Below are 14,554 nucleotides of genomic sequence, written 5' to 3'. Positions count from 1 at the left end.
GAGTGAGGACAATGGCTGGACATTCCGCTCACGACGATCACGCTCAGGCTCGCACCTCTCACGATGCGCATGCTCACGACGATCATCATGATCATTCGCATAAGCCGGGCTTTGCCGCCCGCTGGCTGTTTTCGACCAACCACAAGGACATCGGCACGCTCTACCTGATCTTCGCGATCATCGCGGGCATCATTGGCGGCCTTCTTTCTGTTGCCATGCGCATGGAGCTGCAGGAGCCTGGCATCCAGATCTTCCACGGCCTGGCCGCGATAGTCTACGGCTACGAAGGCGACGCCGCGATCGATGGCGGCAAGCAGATGTTCAACATGTTCACCACCGCTCACGCACTCATCATGATCTTCTTCATGGTCATGCCGGCGATGATCGGCGGTTTCGCCAACTGGATGGTGCCGATCATGATCGGCGCGCCGGACATGGCTTTTCCGCGCCTGAACAACATCTCCTTCTGGCTGATCGTTCCGGCCTTCCTGCTGCTGCTGCTGTCGATGTTCGTCGAGGGCCCGGCAGGCGCCTATGGCGTCGGTGGCGGCTGGACCATGTATCCGCCGCTCTCGACTGCAGGCAATCCGGGACCGGCAGTCGACCTGGCGATCTTCGCGCTGCATGTCGCCGGCGCGTCCTCGATCCTCGGTGCGATCAACTTCATCACCACGATCCTCAACATGCGCGCTCCGGGCATGACGCTGCACAAGATGCCGCTCTTCGCCTGGTCGGTTCTGGTTACCGCCTTCCTGCTGCTGCTTTCGCTGCCGGTCCTGGCGGGCGCCATCACCATGCTTCTGACCGACCGCAACTTCGGCACCACCTTCTTCTCTCCGGAAGGCGGCGGCGACCCGATCCTGTTCCAGCACCTGTTCTGGTTCTTCGGTCACCCGGAAGTCTACATCCTGATCCTGCCCGGCTTCGGCATCATCAGCCATATCGTTTCGACCTTCTCGAAGAAGCCCGTCTTCGGTTACCTCGGCATGGCCTACGCCATGGTCGCGATCGGCGCCGTCGGCTTCATCGTCTGGGCCCACCACATGTACACGGTCGGCATGTCGCTCGACACGCAGCGTTACTTCGTTTTCGCGACGATGGTCATCGCGGTTCCGACCGGCATCAAGATCTTCTCCTGGATCGCGACGATGTGGGGCGGCTCGCTGACCTTCTCGACGCCGATGATCTGGGCGATCGGCTTCATCTTCCTGTTCACCGTCGGCGGCGTCACGGGCGTTCAGCTCGCCAATGCCGGCCTCGACCGGTCGCTGCATGATACCTATTACGTCGTGGCCCACTTCCACTACGTTCTGTCGCTCGGCGCGGTCTTCGCCATCTTCGCGGCCTGGTATTATTGGTTCCCGAAGATGTTCGGCTACATGTACAACGAGTTCATCGGCAAGCTGCACTTCTGGGTCATGTTCATCGGTGTGAACCTGGTGTTCTTCCCGCAGCATTTCCTCGGCCTCGCCGGCATGCCGCGCCGCTACATCGACTATCCGGATGCATTCGCCGGTTGGAACTACGTTTCCTCCGTCGGCTCCTACATCTCCTTCGTCGGCGTGCTGATCTTCCTCTTCGGCGTCTGGGAAGCCTTCGCAAAGAAGCGCGTTGCCGGCGACAATCCATGGGGCGAAGGCGCGACGACGCTGGAATGGCAGCTTTCTTCGCCGCCGCCGTACCACCAGTGGGAACAGCTGCCGCGCGTCAAGTAAGCGGTTCATCTTTGAAGAAGGGCATCGCGGCAGCGCGATGCCTTGAAATACCAAACAGGACGGTTCAATGACGGTTATGGACAATCACGACGCTCTCGGCACCGATGGAGGCTCGCGCCTCTCGGAAGCGAGCGCGCGCGATTTCTTCGAGCTCCTGAAGCCCCGGGTGATGTCGCTCGTGGTCTTCACCGCATTCGCCGGCCTCATTCTGGCGCCAGGTCAGATCAATCCGGTCCTCGGCGTGATTTCCATTCTCTGCATCGCCGTCGGCGCCGGCGCCTCCGGGGCGCTCAACATGTGGTACGACGCCGATATCGACGCCATTATGAGCCGCACCGCCAAGCGCCCAATTCCGGCCGGGCGCATCCTGCCCGAGGAAGCGCTCGCTTTCGGCCTGACGCTTTCGGTCTTTTCGGTGGTCATCCTCGGCCTCGCGGTCAACTGGTTTTCAGCCGGCCTGCTCGCTTTCACGATCTTCTTTTACGCCGTCGTCTACACGATGTGGCTGAAGCGTTCGACGCCGCAAAACATCGTCATCGGCGGCGCTTCCGGCGCTTTCCCGCCGATGATTGGCTGGGCCTGCGTGACGGGCGGCGTGTCGCTCGACAGCATTCTTCTGTTCCTGATCATCTTCCTGTGGACGCCGGCGCATTTCTGGGCGCTCGCGCTCTTCAAGATGCGCGACTACGGCTCGGTCGGCGTGCCGATGATGCCGAATGTTGCAGGCGAAGCCTCCACCAAGAACCAGATGATCGTCTATGCTGTGCTGACCGCTGTCATTGCGGTCGCTCCCACCTTCACCGGTCTTGCCGGCTTCGGTTACGGCATCTTCGCCGCCGTGCTTGGCGCGATCTTCGTCATCTGTTCCATCGCCGTCCGGCGCATGCCAGACGGCGACGAGAAGATGATGCCGGCGAAGAAGATGTTCGCCTATTCGATCATCTATCTCTTTGCGATCTTCTCGGGCCTGCTGGCCGACCGGCTGCTGGCGGGGGTGCCGCACCTCCTGGGAGGTTTGCTGTGATCGAGACAGTCAAGCTCAGCGAAGTCCAGAAGAAGTCGCGCCGCAACCGCAATATCGCGCTCGGCCTGGTTTTGGCCGGGCTTGTGGTCCTCTTCTACATCATGACGCTGGTGAAAATCGGCGGGGTCGGGAACTAGGGTGGAACCGATGGCGGACGGAATTCAGAACGGTCAGGCAAAACGGGTGAGCAACGCCGCGATCTTCGCCGGCTGCGCTGTTTTCGTGGCAGGCATGGTCGGCGCCGCCTATGCGTCCGTGCCGCTCTACCGGCTGTTCTGCCAGGTCACCGGCTATAACGGCACCACCCAGCGCGTCGAGCAGTATTCCGACAAGATCTTGAACAAGTCGATCCAGGTGACGTTCGACGCCAACATTTCGCCGGGCCTGAACTGGGAGTTCAAGCCCGCCAAGGCAGTCAGCCCGAAGATCGGCGAGACCGTGCAGATCGAATATAGCGCCACCAATCGATCGTCGAAGCCGACGACGGGCAGCGCCGTCTTCAACGTCACGCCGATGGAAGCGGGCGCCTATTTCAACAAGGTCGAGTGCTTCTGCTTCACGGAGCAGACGCTGCAGCCCGGCCAGTCGGTCCAGATGCCGGTGGTGTTCTTCGTTGACCCGGAGTTCGCCACGGCCCAAGAGACCAAGAACATCAAGACGATCACTCTGTCCTACACCTTCTATCCGAGCGAGCCGAGCAAACCGGTCGCCGCTCTGCCGGAAGGCCAGAAGGCGGGCGCCCAGAAGACGGGTACCCAGAACACAGGCGTGGGGAAACTTTAAGAGGGTTCGCCGGTTTTCCGGCGAAGCAGGCATTCATCCGGGGATTCTGACATGGCCGACGCGCATCAGAAAAATCACGACTACCACATCATCGATCCGAGCCCGTGGCCGATCCTGGCTTCGATCGGCGCCTTCATCATCACCTTTGGTGGCGTCGGTTACATGCGTTATCTGCATGGCGGCCAGTTCCATATCTTCGGCCTGAACCTTGCCACGCCGTGGCTCTTCTTCATCGGTCTTGCGATCATCCTCTACACGATGATCGGCTGGTGGTCGGACACGATCAAGGAAGGCGACGCCGGCGCCCATACCCGCGTCGTCTCGCTGCACCTGCGCTACGGCATGATCATGTTCATCGCTTCCGAAGTGATGTTCTTCGTCGCCTGGTTCTGGGCCTTCTTCGATGCCAGCCTCTATGCCAACGAGGCGATCCAGGCGACCCGCGTCGAGTTCCTCGGCGGTCAGTGGCCGCCGAAGGGCGTCGAGGTCCTCGATCCCTGGCACCTGCCGATCTACAACACCGTCATCCTGCTTTTGTCGGGCACCTGCGTCACCTGGGCTCACCATGCGCTGCTGCACGGTGACCGCAAGGGCCTGGTCACCGGCCTGGCGCTCACCGTTGCGCTCGGCATCCTGTTCTCCAGCGTCCAGGCTTACGAGTACATGCACGCTCCGTTCGCGTTCTCGAACTCGATCTACGGTGCGACTTTCTTCATGGCGACTGGCTTCCACGGGTTCCACGTGCTGATCGGCACGATCTTCCTGCTGGTCTGCCTGCTGCGCGCGGTTGCCGGAGGCTTTACGCCCACCAAGCATTTCGGCTTCGAAGCCGCCGCCTGGTACTGGCACTTCGTCGACGTGGTCTGGCTCTTCCTGTTCTTCGCCATCTACGTCTGGGGTGGCTGGGGCGCCCCGCTGGCCCATTGATCGGGTCGATATGAATTTCGGGGAGGGCGGCGACAAGCCGCCCTTTTTCTTTTGCGGAATGTCCCAAATTTGTTACATTGATGTTGGATGGTTGGGGTGCTGAAGAAGATTGTCGGGCGGTTTTATGCGACCGGAAGCGGCCGTAAGCCCGTCCGCGATTGGCTGATGGAGCTTTCCCGCGAAGACCGACGGCAGATCGGCATCGATATCCAGCGTGTCGAATTCGGATGGCCGCTCGGAATGCCCTATTGCCGGTCGCTCGGTCATGCTCTGTGGGAAGTTCGAAGCAGCTTGTCCTCGGGCCGCATCGCAAGAGTGATCTTCTTCATTCAGGAGGAAGAAATGATCCTGCTGCACGGGTTCGAAAAGAAAACGCAAAAGACGCCGGCGCAGGACATCGATCTGGCCTTGAAACGAAAAAGAGAGATAGACGCATGAACGACGCGAAAGGCTATGTCGACAGAACCGAAAGCTTCGATGACTTCCTCGACGCCGACGGTCTCTTGGAGGAAACCGAGGCGGTTGCCCTGAAACAGGTGATCGCCGATCAGGTTCGGACGGCGATGGCTGAGAAGGGGCTGACGAAGAAGGCCATGGCGGAACGTATGCATTCCAGCCGCCAGCAACTCGATCGGCTGCTCGATCCGCATTATCCGTCCGTCACGTTGCTCACGCTCCGCCGCGCCGCCGCGGCTGTCGGAAGAACGCTTCGCATCGAACTGGTTTGATCCATGAACATTCAGACGAAGACCAGGCCTGAAACGCCGGCCCGTGGCCGTGGCCGGATGATTGCGACTGTGGTCGCGGTGCTGGTGGCGCTGGTCATCCTCTTGTCGCTCGGCACCTGGCAGGTGGAGCGGCTGCATTGGAAGGAAGGGCTGCTCGCCGATATCGCCGAGCGGCGGGCGGCTGCCCCCGTCCAGCTCTCCGATATCGAAGCAATCGGGAAATCCGGCGGCGACATCGAATATCGCCGCGTCTCGGTCACCGGCACGTTCGATCACCCCAAGGAACGGCATTTCTTCGCGACCTTCAACGGCCAGACCGGGTTCTACGTCTATACGCCGATGACGCTTGCCGATGGCCGCGTCCTGTTCGTCAACCGCGGTTTCGTGCCCTACGAGATGAAGGACCCGAAGACCCGCGCCGCCGGAGAGGTTGCCGGCCAGCAGACCGTCACCGGTTACGCCCGCGTGCGGCTCGGCGAAAAGCCGTCCTCGATCGTGCCGGACAATGATCTGGCCAAGAACATCTTCTACTGGAAGGATCTCGATGCGATGGCCTCGACCACCGGCATCGACGCTTCCAAGGTCGTGCAGTTCTTCGTGGATGCCGATGCGTCGGTCGCCAATCCGGGCGGCTGGCCGAAGGGCGGCGTCACTCAGTTCGACTTGCCGAACAGCCACCTGCAATATGCCATCACCTGGTACGGTCTGGCAGCCGCCCTGGTCGCGGTCGTTATCGGCATGGTTTTTCGCCGCAAGCGCGTCTGAGCCCGCATGGCCTGAGATCCGCAATTGCGATAGCCTTGGCAGAGGGTCGAGGGAATCGGGGCGACGTCATGACACTTCTGGCGAATATCTTTGTAGCGCTGACCGCGCTTCTGCATGTCGGGTTTCTCGTCCTCGAAATGTTCCTCTGGACCGGCCCGACCGGCCGGAAAGTGTTCCGCATGTCGCCGGAACAGGCCGCGGCGACGAAGGTTCTCGCCGCCAATCAGGGGCTCTACAACGGCTTCCTGGCGGCCGGCCTTTTCTGGTCGCTGCTACAGGCCGATCCCGTCTTCGCCTTCCAACTGAAGCTCTTCTTTCTTGTGTGCGTCATCATTGCCGCTATATATGGCGCGTGGTCGGTCAAGCCGCGCATCCTGCTCATCCAGGGCGGTCCGGCCATTCTCGCTCTCGTGTTGACAGTCCTGGCGTCCTGATTTGATGGCATCATCCATTCTAGAAAAAAGCCCGCTCAAGATCCGCCTCTGCGGCCCGCGCGGTTTCTGCGCCGGCGTCGACCGGGCGATCCAGATCGTCGTGCTGGCGCTGAAGGAGTATGGCGCCCCGGTCTATGTTCGCCACGAGATCGTCCACAACCGTTATGTGGTCGAGGGGCTGGAAGCCAAGGGCGCGATTTTCGTCGAGGAGCTGGACGAGATCCCGGCCGAACATCGCGAGCAGCCGGTGGTGTTTTCCGCCCACGGCGTGCCCAAATCGGTGCCCGAGGATGCTGAGGCCCGCAATCTCTTTTATCTCGATGCCACCTGCCCACTAGTATCGAAAGTCCACAAGCAGGCGATGCGCCACCAGCGCCTCGGTCGCCACGTAGTGCTGATCGGTCATGCCGGTCATCCGGAAGTGATCGGCACGATGGGCCAGCTGCCGCCGGGCACGGTGTCGCTGATCGATACGATCGCCGATGCGGAAGCCTACATTCCCGAGGATCCCGACAATCTCGGCTATGTCACCCAGACGACGCTCTCGGTCGACGACACCGCAGGCGTCATCGCCAAGCTGCAGGAGCGTTTCCCGAACCTCACCGCGCCTTCCGCCGACAGCATCTGCTACGCCACCACCAACCGCCAGGAAGCGGTGAAGGAAGCAGCTCCCGGCTGCGACCTCTTCATCGTCGTCGGCGCACCGAACTCGTCGAACTCCAAGCGGCTGGTCGAAGTGGCGCTCCGGGCAGGGGCCAAGCGCTCCCTCCTGGTGCAGCGCGCCTCGGAACTGAACTGGGACGAGATCGGCCGCATCGGCACGCTTGGCCTCTCCGCCGGTGCGTCGGCCCCCGAAGTCATCGTCGACGAGATCATTGCCGCCTTCAAGGACCGTTTCGACGCCGAGATCGAACTGGCGATCACCGCGGAGGAAACCGAAAACTTCCTCGTCAACCGCGAGCTGCGCAACGTGCCTTTGACGGTCGACGATATGGCCTGGGTGAATGGAGCGCGAGCGTGAGCGAGTGTGGCCTGGAGCACCCCCCTCTGCCCTGCCGGGCATCTCCCCCTCAAGGGGGGAGATCGGCAAGGAGCCGGGGCGGCATCCTCCCAATGATCTCCCCCCTTGAGGGGGAGATGTCACGAAGTGACAGAGGGGGGTGTGCCCTTGAACTGAATACTCTGTTTTCCCACGCACCGTGAGACCACCTTGGCCGTTTATACCGATATCACCGAAGACGACCTGAAGCAGTTCCTGACTGAATACGATGTCGGCGAACTGACCTCTTACAAGGGGATTGCGGAGGGCGTCGAGAATTCGAATTTCCTGCTGCACACCACCCGTGATCCGCTGATCCTGACGCTTTACGAAAAGCGGACGGACGAGCGTGATCTGCCGTTTTTCCTCGGCCTGATGCAGCATCTGGCGGCCGGCGGCCTGTCCTGCCCGCTGCCCCTGCCGCGCAACGACGGAAATCTCTACGGCACCCTGTCCGGCCGGCCCGCCGCGCTGATCTCCTTCCTCGAAGGCATGTGGCTGAGGAAGCCGGAGGCGAAACATTGCCGCGAGGTCGGAAAGGCGCTTGCCCGGATGCACCTCTCCGGCCAGGATTTCGAGCTGATACGCCCGAACTCGCTTTCCGTCGAGGGCTGGAAGACGCTTTGGGAAAAGTCCGCAGCGCGCGCCGACGAGGTCGAAACCGGCCTGCAGGATGAAATCTCCTCGGAACTTAATCACCTGGACCGGAACTGGCCGAAGAATTTGGCCGCCGGCGTCATCCATGCGGATCTCTTCCAGGACAATGTCTTCTTCCTCGGCGACGAACTGTCCGGCCTGATCGACTTCTATTTCGCCTGCAACGACCTGCTCGCCTATGACGTCTCGATCTGCCTGAATGCCTGGTGTTTCGAAAAGGACGGCGCCTACAATCTCACCAAGGGCCAGGCGCTGCTCGAAGGCTACCAGAGCGTCCGTCCGCTTGATAAAGCCGAGATCGAGGCCCTGCCGATCCTCGCCCGCGGTTCGGCGCTGCGGTTCTTCCTGACGCGGCTCTACGACTGGCTGACGACGCCGGCCGGCGCGCTGGTCGTCAAGAAGGACCCGCTCGAATATCTGCGCAAGCTGCGCTTCCACCGCCAAATTGCATCGGCCACCGAATACGGGCTGACTGAAGAAAGACTGTCCGCATCATGAAGCAGGTAGAGATTTTCACCGACGGCGCCTGTTCCGGCAATCCCGGCCCGGGCGGCTGGGGCGCCATCCTGCGTTATGGCGACACGGAAAAGGAAATGTTCGGCGGCGAGGCGGAGACGACCAACAACCGCATGGAGCTGATGGCGGCGATCACCGCACTGAACGCGCTGAAAACCCCGTGCGAAGTCAACCTTCACACCGACAGCAAATATGTGATGGACGGCATTTCCAAATGGATCTTCGGCTGGAAGAAGAACGGCTGGAAGACCGCCGACAAGAAACCGGTGAAGAATGCCGAACTCTGGCAGCAGCTGGAGGAAGCGCGCAACAAGCACAAGGTGACGCTGCACTGGGTGAAGGGTCATGCCGGCCATCCGGAAAACGAGCGCGCCGATGAGCTTGCCCGTCTCGGCATGGCACCGTTCAAGAAGAGATAACCTGCCAAGCCTCGGAGAGGATCGATGGCCCAGAACGTCTATGACACGCCGGAATTCTTCGAAGGCTACAGCCAGCTCGGCCGCTCGGTCCATGGGCTGGCCGGCGCCGCCGAATGGCCGATGATCAGGACGTTGCTGCCTGAGATGACCGGCCTGCGCGTCGTCGATCTCGGCTGCGGTTTCGGCTGGTTCTCGCGATTTGCGGCGGAGGAGGGCGCTGCCTCCGTGCTCGGCCTTGATCTTTCGGAAAACATGATCGCCAAGGCTCGGACGGAAAACGCACACCCGGCCATTGTTTATGAGATTGCCGATCTGGAGCGGGTCGAATTGGCCGCGGCAGCCTTCGATCTCGCCTACAGCTCGCTCGCCTTCCATTACCTGGAAGATTTCGGTCGGCTGGTGGCCGAGGTTCATTCCGCCCTCGTGCCGGGCGGAAAATTTGTTTTCACCATCGAGCACCCGATCTATATGGCTTCCCAAAATCCCGGCTGGCGGACGGATGAGGCGGGCAAAAAGTTCTGGCCGGTGGATGGCTATTCGGTCGAGGGTCGGCGCACGACCGATTGGCTCGCCAAGGGCGTCGTCAAATATCACCGCACCATCGGCACGACGCTGAATACGCTGATCGATGGCGGTTTTGCCATCCGCCGTGTCATCGAATGGCATCCCTCGCCGGATCAGATTGCCGCCAATCCCGCACTTGCCGAGGAGATGGACCGTCCGATGATCCTCATGGTCTCCGCGGAGCGCTGAGCGATGACCTTGCGCCTGATCTCCCTCAACGCCTGGGGCGGCCGAGTCCATGCGCCGCTGATGCAGTATCTCAAGGCGGCTGACCCGGATGTGCTCTGCCTGCAGGAAGTCACCCGCACGCCGGATGCGGCCGCCGACTGGCTGGCCTACCGCGACGGCGCTTTCGAACTGCCGCAGCGGGCCAACCTCTATGCGGATGTGAAGGCGGTTCTGCCCGGCCATGAGGCGATGTACGCTCCGGTCGCCCGCGGCACGCTATTCGAGGGTGAGCGGGAGGTCGGCTCCGAATTCGGCCTCGCCACGTTTGTGCGCGGCTCTTTCCCGATCATCGGCCAGCAGCTTGGTTTCGTGCATGGAGAGTTTTCTGCCGGCGGCTGGGGCGAGCATCCACGTCCCCGCAACGCCCATGCCGTCCGCATCCACCGCTACGATGCTGGCTCGGCGGTGACGATCGTGCAGATGCACGGGCTGCGGGATCTTTCAGGCAAGGGCGATACACCGGCACGATTGGCCCAGGCGCATGCTCTCGTCGCGCTGATCGAAAAGGTCTGGCAGCCGGGTGAACCGCTTGTCGTCTGCGGCGATTTCAATCTGCTGCCCGGCAGCGAGACCTTCGCCATTCTCGGAAAACTCGGCCTCACCGATCTCGTCACCACCCGCGGCTTCACCGACACCCGCACATCCTGGTATCCGAAGGATGGGCGATATGCGGACTATCTGCTGGTGACCCCGGATGTGAAGGTCGAGAGTTTTGATGTGGTCGCCGAGCCGGAAGTTTCCGACCATCGTGCCCTTCTTCTGGAAATCGTCTGAGCCGCTGTTGCGCTCGAAGCATCAGCCACTATTCTGCCGCAGACAACTCGGGGAGGCCGGTTCATGATCCTGCATTGCGTATTCATCCGCTTCAAGGCGGCCATCCAGCAGGCCGAAAAACAGTCGGTCTATGATGCTGTTGCAGCGCTCAGGAACGTCACGCCCGGCATCGTCGATGTCAAATTCGGCCAGAACGTCTCCCCGGAAGGCCTGAACGGCGGCTTTCTCGACGGTTTCATCGTGACCTTCGAGAACCCGGAGGCCCGCGACGCCTATCTCGTCCATCCGGACCACATAGCTGTCGGCGACCGGATCATCGGTTCCGCCGACGGCGGTCTGTCGGGACTTCTGGTTTTCGATATGGCTGTGTGAGACAGATAGCTCGCGGCGTTCTGCCTGCTAACGTTGGATGTTGAACGGTGCCGCCGTCCCGTACTCCCTCATTCCTGTGCTCGTCACAGGAATCCAGTCAGCCCAAGTCCTTGGGCTGGAGAGAATCAACCGCGCCGCAGACGCGGCGCTGCTGGATCCCTGTGACGAGCACAGGGATGAGGGTTGAGATGGGGACATGCCGCTGGACAAACGGCCCGCTCAGCCAGGCGCGTCAGCTCGATTTCGCCATCGCCGCGGCGATCTGGTCGACATTGTAGCGAAACATCTTTTCATAGGTCGGCGCCGGTCCCTTGGCATCCGAGAGCGATTCGACATAAAGCTCGCCGCCCGGCTGGGCAGCCGTCGCCTTGGCGATCTGCTTCACCAGCCGCGGATCGTTGGAATTTTCGAGGAAATAGGTTTTCACCCCCTCGGCCTTGATCTGCTCGATCAGTTTGGCGACGTCGGCGGCAGAGGCTTCCGTTTCGGTCGAGAGGCCGAGCGGCGCCCGGAAGCTGACATTGTATTCGCGGCCGAAATAACCGAAGGCGTCGTGGCTGGTCAGCACCTTGCGGCGGTCGGCGGGTACCGCGTCGAACTTGGAATGCGCATAGGCGTTCATCGCGTCGAGTTTCTGGAGATAGGCTTCGGCATTCGCCTTGAAGGCGCCGGCATCGGCCGCATCTGCCTCCGACAGCGCCTTTTCGATATTGGCGACCCAGACCTTCACGTTGACCGGGCTGTTCCAGACATGCGGATCGGTCACCGTCTTGCCGTCCTCGTCCATGGTGCGCGTATTGACGCCTTGCGAGACGACGATGGGCTTGCCCTTGTAGCCCGATGCGGTGATCAGCCGATCCATCCAGCCTTCCAGGCCTTCGCCGCTGACAAAGGCCACCTGCGCCGCCTTGAGGTTCTTGGCATCCGCCGGCGACGGCTCGAATTCATGGGGATCGCCGTTCGGGCCGACGAGGTTCGTCACCTTCACGTGTTTGCCCCCCACCTGGGAGACGACATCGCCGAGCACCGTGAAGGAGGCGACGACTTTCAGCGTGTCCGCGAAGGCAGGCACCGCGGAAAAGGCCATGAGGGCGGGAACGGCGGCGGAGAGAAGCAGTCTGCGGGATATCATCGAAGTCTCCTTGAAGTCAGCCTGCGAGATGCGGGCGGGGAAAGAGCCGCCGGGCAAGGCCGGACGGTGCGAAGAGGATGGAAAAGCCGTAGATCACCGCTGCCGTCATGATGATCGTCGGGCCGGAGGCGAGTTCGAGATGGTAGGAGGCGATCAGCCCGACATAACCGGAGACAGCGGCCGCGGCGGCGGCAAGCGCCATCATCGCGGTCAGGCTGCGGGCCCAAAGCTGCGCGATCGCTGCCGGCAGCATCATCAGCCCGACCGCCATCAGCGTGCCGAGCGCCTGGAAGCTCGCGACCATGTTGAGCACGACGAGCAGCAGGAACAGCGCGTGATAGACCGGCCCGCGGCCGCCGACGGTGCGCAGGAAGCCCGGATCGAAACATTCCGCCACCAGCGGCCGGTAGACGATCGCCAGGATGACCAGCGTCACCGATGTGATCGAGCCGATGAGGACGAGCGCGGGGCCGTCGATGGCGAGAATGGTGCCGAACAGTACGTGCAGGAGATCGACGTTGGAGCCGCGCAGCGAGACGATCAAGACGCCCAGAGCCAACGAAGTCAGGTAAAAGCTCGCAAAGCTGGCGTCTTCCTGCAGCACCGTGGCGCGGCTGACCACGCCGGAAAGCAGCGCCACGGAAAGCCCCGCCACAAGTCCGCCGATCCCCATCGCGGTCAGCGACAGCGAACCGGCGACCAAGTAGCCGATCGCCGCGCCCGGCAGCACCGCATGGCTCATCGCATCGCCCATCAGGCTCATGCGCCGAAGCATCAGGAAAACGCCGATCGGTCCGGAGCCGAGCGCCAGGCAGAGGCAGGCGACCAGCGCCCGGCGCATGAAGCCGTAATCGGCAAACGGCGCGATCAGTAGATCGTAGGTGCTCATGCGACAACCCCGTTGGTCGAAGCGCCGCCGACCGGCGGCTCACAGATCCCGGCGCCGTCGTCCCAACGCTCGGCCATCATCCGCGCCTTCAGAAGATTGCCGGCGGACATCACCTCCGCCGTCGGCCCCCAGGCGATGCACTCGCGGGCGAGCAGCAGGGTCTCGGGAAAATGGGTCCGCACCTGTTCGAGGTCATGCAGCACGGCGATCACCGTGCGGCCTTCGCCATGCCAGTGCGCGACGATCTCGAGCAGGTCCTGGGTGGTGCGCGCGTCGATCGCCGTAAAAGGTTCGTCGAGCAGGATGACTTTGGCATCCTGAAGCAGGAGGCGCGCAAACAACACCCGCTGGAACTGCCCGGCCGAAAGCGAGCCGATCGGCCGCCGGTCAAAACCACTAAGGCCGACGGCCGCGAGTGCCTCCGCCGCTTGGGTGTATTCCTTCGCTCCGTTCGCCCTGAAGGCTCCCGTATGCCGCCACGCGCCGAGCAACACCGTATCGAGGACGGAGATCGGGAAACGCCGGTTGATATCCGCCGCTTGCGGCAGATAGCCGAAATCGCTGCGCGCAAGCTGATGCCGCAGTCGCCCTTCCGCCGGCCTCAACTCGCCCATGATCGCCTTCATCAGCGTCGATTTGCCGGCGCCGTTCGGCCCGGCAATCGCAGTCAGGCTGCCGACCCGGAAGAAACCCGATACGTGATGAACGGCGGGATGACGGTCGTAGGTGACCGTGAGATTATCGAGCGTAAGGAGGGCGCTCACGGCAGCATCACCGCCCACTCGATCGCCAGCCAGAGCAGGCCGAGGAGCAGCGCGACATAAACGAGGCGGCCGAGACTAGAACTACCGATAAGGCTGAAGGAGGGAGAAAATCGTGCCATTGCAGCTGCCATTTATGTAATAACATTACAGTTATGTTATAACAAATATGGCAGAAAGATGGCGGAGGAGGAAGTGCGTCCCGCGGACATGGCCCATCCTCGCACTCTCGAAAACAAAAAGGACGCCTGCAGGCGCCCTCCTCAAACGAAATACAAATCTGTGCTCAGAGCTGTTCCAGCATCGCCGCGGCGCCGGAGACGGTGGCCTGGCCGGGGCTTTCCTCGACGTTGAGCGACTTCACGACGCCGTTTTCGACCAGCATCGAATAACGCTTGGAGCGCACGCCGAGGCCGCCGGCGGAAAGGTCGGCGTCGAGGCCGAGCGCCTTGGTGAATGCGCCGTCCCAGTCAGCCAGGAAGTGGATCTTGCCGAGGCCGCCCGTCTGGGTCGCCCAGGCGCCCATCACGTGCCAGTCGTTGACCGAGAGAACGGCGATGTCGTCCACGCCCTTGGAAAGGATCGTATCGCGGTTTTCCAGATATCCCGGCAGGTGGTTCAGTGTACAGGTGGGCGTGAAGGCGCCGGGCACGGCGAAAAGCACGACCTTCTTGCCGTCGAAAAGCTGTTCGGTGGTGATCTCCACCGGGCCGTCCGCGGTCTTTTCCTTGAACTTGGCTGTGGGAAGTTTGTCGCCGATGGCAATCGTCATGGGGCTCTCCTCGGTTGGGCGAGCGCCTGTTTCAGGCCCGCCATTCGCGGGCACT

20 protein-coding genes are annotated in these 14,554 nt (G+C 62.0%); 15 read left to right on the top strand and 5 right to left on the bottom strand.

All coding sequences use genetic code 11. The features are described 5' to 3' along the window. The first annotated feature begins 11 nt into the window (after positions 1-11). The 15 genes from ctaD to AC1DLT_RS21675 all read left to right on the top strand — a co-directional run bounded on the left by ctaD (position 12) and on the right by AC1DLT_RS21675 (position 10,945). The gene (ctaD, locus tag AC1DLT_RS21745) at positions 12-1,715 is read left to right on the top strand and encodes a cytochrome c oxidase subunit I (protein ID WP_038540628.1); all 1,704 of its coding nucleotides are present in this window, start codon (positions 12-14) and stop codon (positions 1,713-1,715) included. A gap of 67 nt (positions 1,716-1,782) precedes the next feature. Then, complete coding sequence (locus AC1DLT_RS21740; RefSeq protein WP_477488126.1) at positions 1,783-2,739, top strand: heme o synthase; 957 nt, start codon at positions 1,783-1,785, stop codon at positions 2,737-2,739. After that, positions 2,736-2,876, top strand: a complete 141-nt coding sequence (locus AC1DLT_RS21735; RefSeq protein ID WP_162182318.1) for a hypothetical protein — start codon at positions 2,736-2,738, stop codon at positions 2,874-2,876. Before AC1DLT_RS21740 ends, AC1DLT_RS21735 begins: the two co-directional genes overlap by 4 nt. A 10-nt stretch (positions 2,877-2,886) precedes the next feature. Continuing rightward, on the top strand, positions 2,887-3,522 hold the full coding sequence (locus tag AC1DLT_RS21730; protein ID WP_038548842.1) for a cytochrome c oxidase assembly protein: 636 nt from the start codon (positions 2,887-2,889) through the stop codon (positions 3,520-3,522). A 51-nt stretch (positions 3,523-3,573) separates the two neighbouring features. Continuing rightward, entirely contained in the window at positions 3,574-4,449 is an 876-nt protein-coding gene (locus AC1DLT_RS21725) for a cytochrome c oxidase subunit 3 (RefSeq protein ID WP_038540634.1), read from the top strand. 87 nt (positions 4,450-4,536) lie between these two features. Next, a complete protein-coding gene (locus tag AC1DLT_RS21720; RefSeq protein WP_477488125.1) occupies positions 4,537-4,887 on the top strand; it encodes a type II toxin-antitoxin system RelE/ParE family toxin in 351 nt (116 codons plus the stop codon). Beyond that, on the top strand, positions 4,884-5,177 hold the full coding sequence (locus tag AC1DLT_RS21715) for a helix-turn-helix domain-containing protein (protein ID WP_247039618.1): 294 nt from the start codon (positions 4,884-4,886) through the stop codon (positions 5,175-5,177). Before AC1DLT_RS21720 ends, AC1DLT_RS21715 begins: the two co-directional genes overlap by 4 nt. Before the next feature lie 57 nt (positions 5,178-5,234). Continuing rightward, a complete protein-coding gene (locus tag AC1DLT_RS21710; protein ID WP_477488169.1) occupies positions 5,235-5,942 on the top strand; it encodes an SURF1 family protein in 708 nt (235 codons plus the stop codon). Between the two features lie 68 nt (positions 5,943-6,010). Beyond that, on the top strand, positions 6,011-6,376 hold the full coding sequence (locus tag AC1DLT_RS21705; protein WP_247039620.1) for a DUF1304 domain-containing protein: 366 nt from the start codon (positions 6,011-6,013) through the stop codon (positions 6,374-6,376). Positions 6,377-6,380: 4 nt separating this feature from the next. Beyond that, positions 6,381-7,397, top strand: coding sequence for a 4-hydroxy-3-methylbut-2-enyl diphosphate reductase (gene ispH, locus AC1DLT_RS21700; RefSeq protein WP_247039622.1), 1,017 nt, complete (start codon positions 6,381-6,383; stop codon positions 7,395-7,397). 189 nt (positions 7,398-7,586) lie between these two features. Beyond that, positions 7,587-8,570 carry a homoserine kinase gene (locus tag AC1DLT_RS21695; RefSeq protein ID WP_477488124.1) on the top strand — a complete coding sequence of 328 codons (984 nt, stop codon included), beginning with the start codon at positions 7,587-7,589 and terminating at the stop codon, positions 8,568-8,570. Beyond that, complete coding sequence (gene rnhA / locus AC1DLT_RS21690; RefSeq protein WP_477488123.1) at positions 8,567-9,007, top strand: ribonuclease HI; 441 nt, start codon at positions 8,567-8,569, stop codon at positions 9,005-9,007. Before AC1DLT_RS21695 ends, rnhA begins: the two co-directional genes overlap by 4 nt. A gap of 24 nt (positions 9,008-9,031) precedes the next feature. Then, entirely contained in the window at positions 9,032-9,760 is a 729-nt protein-coding gene (locus AC1DLT_RS21685) for a class I SAM-dependent methyltransferase (RefSeq protein WP_477488122.1), read from the top strand. A 3-nt stretch (positions 9,761-9,763) separates the two neighbouring features. Beyond that, a complete protein-coding gene (locus tag AC1DLT_RS21680; RefSeq protein WP_477488121.1) occupies positions 9,764-10,573 on the top strand; it encodes an endonuclease/exonuclease/phosphatase family protein in 810 nt (269 codons plus the stop codon). A 63-nt stretch (positions 10,574-10,636) separates the two neighbouring features. Then, the gene (locus tag AC1DLT_RS21675) at positions 10,637-10,945 is read left to right on the top strand and encodes a Dabb family protein (protein WP_247137928.1); all 309 of its coding nucleotides are present in this window, start codon (positions 10,637-10,639) and stop codon (positions 10,943-10,945) included. A gap of 232 nt (positions 10,946-11,177) precedes the next feature. On the opposite strand, the gene AC1DLT_RS21670 is transcribed toward AC1DLT_RS21675, so the two are convergent. From AC1DLT_RS21670 to AC1DLT_RS21650, 5 genes are all read right to left on the bottom strand, one after another. Continuing rightward, on the bottom strand, positions 11,178-12,077 hold the full coding sequence (locus AC1DLT_RS21670; protein WP_247137929.1) for a metal ABC transporter solute-binding protein, Zn/Mn family: 900 nt from the start codon (positions 12,075-12,077) through the stop codon (positions 11,178-11,180). A 16-nt stretch (positions 12,078-12,093) separates the two neighbouring features. Beyond that, the gene (locus AC1DLT_RS21665; protein ID WP_247137930.1) at positions 12,094-12,966 is read right to left on the bottom strand and encodes a metal ABC transporter permease; all 873 of its coding nucleotides are present in this window, start codon (positions 12,964-12,966) and stop codon (positions 12,094-12,096) included. Then, entirely contained in the window at positions 12,963-13,730 is a 768-nt protein-coding gene (locus tag AC1DLT_RS21660; protein WP_477488120.1) for a metal ABC transporter ATP-binding protein, read from the bottom strand. The genes AC1DLT_RS21665 and AC1DLT_RS21660 overlap by 4 nt, the downstream gene beginning before the upstream one ends. Next, the gene (locus AC1DLT_RS21655; RefSeq protein WP_258718945.1) at positions 13,727-13,849 is read right to left on the bottom strand and encodes a hypothetical protein; all 123 of its coding nucleotides are present in this window, start codon (positions 13,847-13,849) and stop codon (positions 13,727-13,729) included. The genes AC1DLT_RS21660 and AC1DLT_RS21655 overlap by 4 nt, the downstream gene beginning before the upstream one ends. A 164-nt stretch (positions 13,850-14,013) precedes the next feature. After that, complete coding sequence (locus AC1DLT_RS21650) at positions 14,014-14,499, bottom strand: peroxiredoxin (protein WP_038540670.1); 486 nt, start codon at positions 14,497-14,499, stop codon at positions 14,014-14,016. Positions 14,500-14,554 lie beyond the last annotated feature (55 nt).

This window comes from Neorhizobium sp. 05N33 (genome assembly GCF_056397445.1).
Note: the sequence above shows the minus strand (reverse complement) of the source record. Positions and strands in the feature narration are given on the sequence as shown.